At 48.0% G+C, this 4969-nt stretch carries 4 protein-coding genes; all 4 read left to right on the forward strand.

All coding sequences use genetic code 11. From position 1 onward, the window contains the following. The first annotated feature begins 393 nt into the window (after nucleotides 1–393). Nucleotides 394–1341: a cache domain-containing protein gene (locus AC1DUA_RS26515; RefSeq protein ID WP_477502621.1), complete on the forward strand. Its 948-nt coding sequence runs from the start codon at nucleotides 394–396 to the stop codon at nucleotides 1339–1341. Then, nucleotides 1326–1943 (forward strand): hypothetical protein, encoded by a 618-nt coding sequence (locus AC1DUA_RS26520; protein WP_477502622.1) that lies wholly within the window; start codon nucleotides 1326–1328, stop codon nucleotides 1941–1943. The genes AC1DUA_RS26515 and AC1DUA_RS26520 overlap by 16 nt, the downstream gene beginning before the upstream one ends. A gap of 554 nt (nucleotides 1944–2497) precedes the next feature. Beyond that, on the forward strand, nucleotides 2498–3340 hold the full coding sequence (locus tag AC1DUA_RS26525; RefSeq protein ID WP_477502623.1) for an ABC transporter ATP-binding protein: 843 nt from the start codon (nucleotides 2498–2500) through the stop codon (nucleotides 3338–3340). 205 nt (nucleotides 3341–3545) lie between these two features. Beyond that, complete coding sequence (gene sdaAB, locus AC1DUA_RS26530; protein WP_477502624.1) at nucleotides 3546–4631, forward strand: L-serine ammonia-lyase, iron-sulfur-dependent subunit beta; 1086 nt, start codon at nucleotides 3546–3548, stop codon at nucleotides 4629–4631. Nucleotides 4632–4969: the final 338 nt, after the last annotated feature.

Consider the following 4969-nt stretch of genomic DNA (forward strand, 5'->3'; position numbering starts at 1 on the left):
GATTACTTGTACGATTACTTGTACTTGAGTAGATAGATTACTCGCACCTAACGCCGTTTCCTCCTGCTATTTTCCACGAATGATCCACTTTTGCCCAGTTAGCTGGATTTTCTACCGCTAATATCACCATACCTGGCAGATTTCACCCACCTACCGACGATTTAACTGGAGCTTCTACCGTTACTCCATCCCCTGCCACTGAGGCAGCGTAGATTAGCGGTAGATTTTCCATCTACTTCAGCTGAAGCGTCTTAATGGGGCGTCCCCTTGAGATGGACATAGAAAAAGCTGCCCTTCATCTGCAATTTTGCACATGTCGAACAATGTCATCGTGCACTATAATAAAATAGGTAAAGTCTATATTCACGCAACAGGAAAGGTGCTAAGCCGCCTATGAATACATTGTGGTCGATAGTTCCACGCCTATTTCATTCGTTTTCTTTGAAGCAACGAATTTGGTTAACGTTCGTCGTGCTGATCACATTAGGGCTGATGGCAACGGGCAGTATCGCCTACTTAATCGCATCCAAGGAGATTCAGCAGAGTACGCTTCAATCCAGTCAAGATACGGTGAATCAATCGTCGCAAATCGTGAATGAAAGGTTGAAAAATATCGGAATCGCGATCAGAGCGCTGATGTTCAATGATGCCTTTAAACAGCTAATGAAAGATGTTGATAACAGGGACACCAGCAGCTATTATAAGTCGCTGACCGCATTGCAATATGTTTTTAGCCAAGTTAAGTTTAATGATTCGATGATCGATAGCATCCTGATTGCTACGCCGACTGGCGACTTTTACCCGACTTCCAGCGTGCGGAATACGGCCAACTCCTTTTATCAGTCTGAAATGTATGAGCATTTTCTGAAGTTGAAACGGGGTTTCTGGAGCAAAGGGCATGTCGATCCGTTTTTTACAGGGAATCAAAAGGTGATTTCGCTCGTTGTAGAAGGTGTAAGTGAAAACTCCTTTTTGGGTTATGAGCCGACCAATGTGTATGTGGTGGTCAATGTGAAGGAAGAAGCGCTGCGCGATCTCTATATGGCCAATTTGTCCAAAACGAATAAAAAATACGCGTTTATTGACGCAGCCGGCGAATCCGTTATTTTCGGGGATCAAACGGGAGAAGGAAGTTTTAATCGTGACCCCGCCTTCATGGCGCAGTTCAGTGATGAGATGAAAGGCTCCTTTTTTTACAGTCATGATAACAAGGATTTCTTAGTGAATTATTCTCGTCTTGATGTGAAGGACGATTGGATGATGGTCTCTATCCAGGCGAAAGATGACCTGCTGGCGAAGCTGACCAATATTAAGAAAGCAACGACGTGCGGGTCGGGCTAGACCAACTGCTGTCTATTGAAGTAACGCCTATTACTGGAGGAGAAGCGTGTCCGATTGCTTTTTTACGCGGCCGATTTGCGGTTAGGAGTAAGTTCCCTCTACGCGAGAAGGATGAGCGGCAATGGATGGCAGACGGACCGTTCCACTTAGTCCCGATGCCGGCAGTTATCGATGCAGCTGACTTGATTACCGCTGGCTTCCCATTCCTGGGGGCGCCTGTCATAGCGAAGAAAACTATCTCGCTGCAAGCGAATCAACTAGGTGGATATACCGACTTGCAACTTACGGACGTTCGAGCAGATGCGGCGCAGGTTTGGCTCTCGGGCAAGGAGTTGGGCTGGTGCTGGGCGCCTCATTGGACAGTAAATTTGCCGAAGGATCTTGCGGCAGGTTCATACGAGCTGAAAGTCGCGTTGTACCCGAGCACTTTTAACGTCTATGGTCCTCATCATCATTATGAAGGCGACCGCTACCTGACCAGTCCTGATCAATATGCGGGAATCAAAAATTTCGCCGATCGTCCCAACGCCCCGGAACAAACAAGTGTACAACATGCTCACTTGGTCAAATGGGGGATCTCTGGGGATATTCAGTTTGTGTGATGCTCGCTCGCGTTATTTGGTGCGGGGCAGTCGTTAAAGGAACTACATGACGCTATTTAGCTAAAAGTCGGTGTTGTGGCAGACGAAGGGGAACTATGATCCGCTAATTTGTCATTTTGAGCATCAAATGGGGGGGATGTTGGTTAGATAAKACCCTGGAGTTCCCCTCCTCCCACTCAATTGGATGATTTTTGCATAATAGCGGACTGTAGTTCCCTGCGGCATGACGCATTAAAAGGAGCATCGAGCTGAACTGTTAAGTCGAGTGTTATGGATAAAAGGGCTCTCTCAGTTGGTCAAAAATGACCTGGGAAGTCCTTTTTTTGTGGAGAAAAAGATGGTTAGTTGAATAGGGACTGTACGTCCATTCACGGAATGGATTAAATTGGTGCTTGCATAAAGGTTTTTGTTGAAAATGATTCTCAAAATCATTGACAATGGTTTTCATCAACTATACACTAAATAAATAAAGTTTGGATTCCACTTGCCTCACATACAAAGACGACTATACACACTTTCGTTTGATTATATAGCCAAGGAAGGATTGATGACCGATGCACGCCATCGAGGCCCAACATTTAACGTTAACTTATGGAGAGAACAGTATCTATGAAGATTTGGATATTGCGATCCCGAAAGGGAAAATCACCGTGTTTATCGGCAGCAACGGCTGCGGTAAATCAACGTTACTTCGTTCATTGGCCAGGTTGCTGAAGCCTACAAATGGCAGCATCTTGCTAGATGGGCAAGCAATCGCCAAGCTTCCGACGAAGGAAATTGCGAAGCGTTTGTCCATTTTGCCACAAGGTCCAGTTGCTCCAGAAGGATTAACCGTACTCCAGCTTGTCAAGCAAGGGAGATATCCATACCAGAGCTGGCTGCAGCAGTGGTCCGCAGAAGATGAAGAGATGGTAACGAAAGCGCTGAAGGCTACGAATATGCAGCAATATGCGGATCGCACTGTTGATTCCTTATCAGGCGGGCAGCGACAACGAGCCTGGATTGCCATGACGTTGGCACAGGGAACGGATACGATTTTACTCGACGAGCCTACAACGTATCTGGATATGTCACACCAAGTTGAAGTGCTTGATCTGTTATTTGAATTGAATGTCCAACAGCAGCGCAGCATCGTAATGGTTTTGCATGACATTAATCTGGCTTGTCGTTATGCGCATCACATCGTGGCTATTCATAACAAGAAGATTGCCTTCCAAGGGACGCCGGAAGATATTATTACTGAGGATACGATCCGTACCGTATTTAATATGGATTGCCAAATTATTCAGGATCCGTTATTCGGTACACCGCTTTGCATTCCTTTCGGCAAGGGTAGGAAGGTTAATGAGCAAGAGCGGGGCTCCAGAAACCTAGAAACAGCTGCATTGGTTGTTTAAGTTTTCTACATAAGTAACCAGAGTCCCTATTTACGCTTTTAGCGTTTGTAGGGGCTTTTTTGTGGTTTAATACAATCAGCGTCACATTAGAATGAGACCGGTACATTTTGGGAAAATAAGGACAAGATAAAAGACCTTGTCATTCGTAGAAGCACTTCATACAATAGAAGTATAAAGCTTTAACCTTTTAAGATTGGAGAACTGCATGATGCGCTTTAAAGATGTGTTTTCCATTATTGGACCTTCCATGATAGGTCCATCCAGCTCCCATACAGCGGGAGCCGTCCGTTTAGGACGTGTTGTCAGGCAGCTGCTCGGTGAGCAGCCAACCAAAGTTGAAATTACATTGTATGGCTCTTTTGCGGATACATACCGGGGGCATGGTACCGACTTGGCGCTTATAGGCGGCTTGCTCGATTTTGAAACGGATGATCCGCGGATTCCGGAAGCAGCCGAAGAAGCCGAAGCTCGTGGAGTGGAGATTGCTTTCCTCACGAGTAAAGATAAAGCCGACCATCCGAATACGGTCAAATTTACGATTTCCTCTGGGACCAAAGAAGTGAGCATGATCGGGGCATCCATCGGTGGCGGCAACGTCGAAATTGTGAATGTGAATCAGTTCGATGTGAAATTTACAGCGGTGTATCCTACGTTGATTATTTCTCATCATGACCGTCCGGGTATGATCGCAGACATTACCACTTTGCTCGGCCGTAACCAAATCAATATCGGATTCATGGATTTGGATCGGAAAGGCAGGGATCGCGAGGCGATGACCGTTATTGAAACGGATGTCTCCGTCCCGGATGCCTTGATCAATGAGCTTAGCTCCTTAAGCATGCTGAGTGCGGGCGCGATTGGTTATGTCATCGCGAACAACTCTTTTGTTTCTGGCGCGGAAGGCGGCTGCCAGGCTGAGGTGGGCTCCGCGATCGGGATGGCAGCGGGAGCGCTGGTTGAGCTTCGCGGCGGCACGCCGGAGCAAGCGATGCATGCGGTGGGACTAGCGCTGAAGAACACGCTAGGGCTTATCTGCGACCCGGTCGGCGGACTGGTCGAAATTCCCTGTATCGTCCGCAACGGCTTCGGCGCAGTGAACGCGATGGCAGCAGCCGATATGGCGCTGGCGGGTGTCCGTTCCGTCATCCCATCCGACGAAGTCGTGCAGGTGATGTACGAGGTGGGCACCGCGATGCCCGAAAAGCATCGGGAAACCGCCAAAGGCGGCTTGGCCCAGACGCCAACAGGCCGGCAAATTATGAAGGAGCTTAATTTGAGCAAAAAGCGATAGAAGTGATGTCCGCAGGGGTGACTCCTGCGGGCTTTTTTATTGTGGCGCACGTGGTGCTCCGGCCAGTGCCTTTGTGGGATCTGGGCTGGAGTGCCAACCGGGAGCCATCTGACTCCTAGAATTCCTCCGCCTCAGCCCCGAGTATCCTGACCTCTCCGCATCACTCCACCCCAGATCCAGTAACCCTTGACCCCCGCTCTAACGCTGTAAAACAAGCTTAACTACCGGAAGGGAAGCCGCCTTGCCTCCGCAACCTTGCTGTAACGATGTTTTTCATCGTTAACGTATGCTCACCGCACGAATCTCCCTCTGTAACGCTGTAAAACAAGCTTAACTAC

It is taken from the genome of Paenibacillus sp. 01T422, assembly GCF_056398785.1.

Bases quoted from the DNA above. Each gene is read 5' to 3' on its own strand.
- AC1DUA_RS26515 (WP_477502621.1), top strand. From the start codon at position 394: ATGAATACATTGTGGTCGATAGTTCCACGCCTATTTCATTCGTTTTCT.
- AC1DUA_RS26525 (WP_477502623.1), top strand. From the start codon at position 2,498: ATGCACGCCATCGAGGCCCAACATTTAACGTTAACTTATGGAGAGAAC.
- sdaAB (WP_477502624.1), top strand. From the start codon at position 3,546: ATGATGCGCTTTAAAGATGTGTTTTCCATTATTGGACCTTCCATGATA.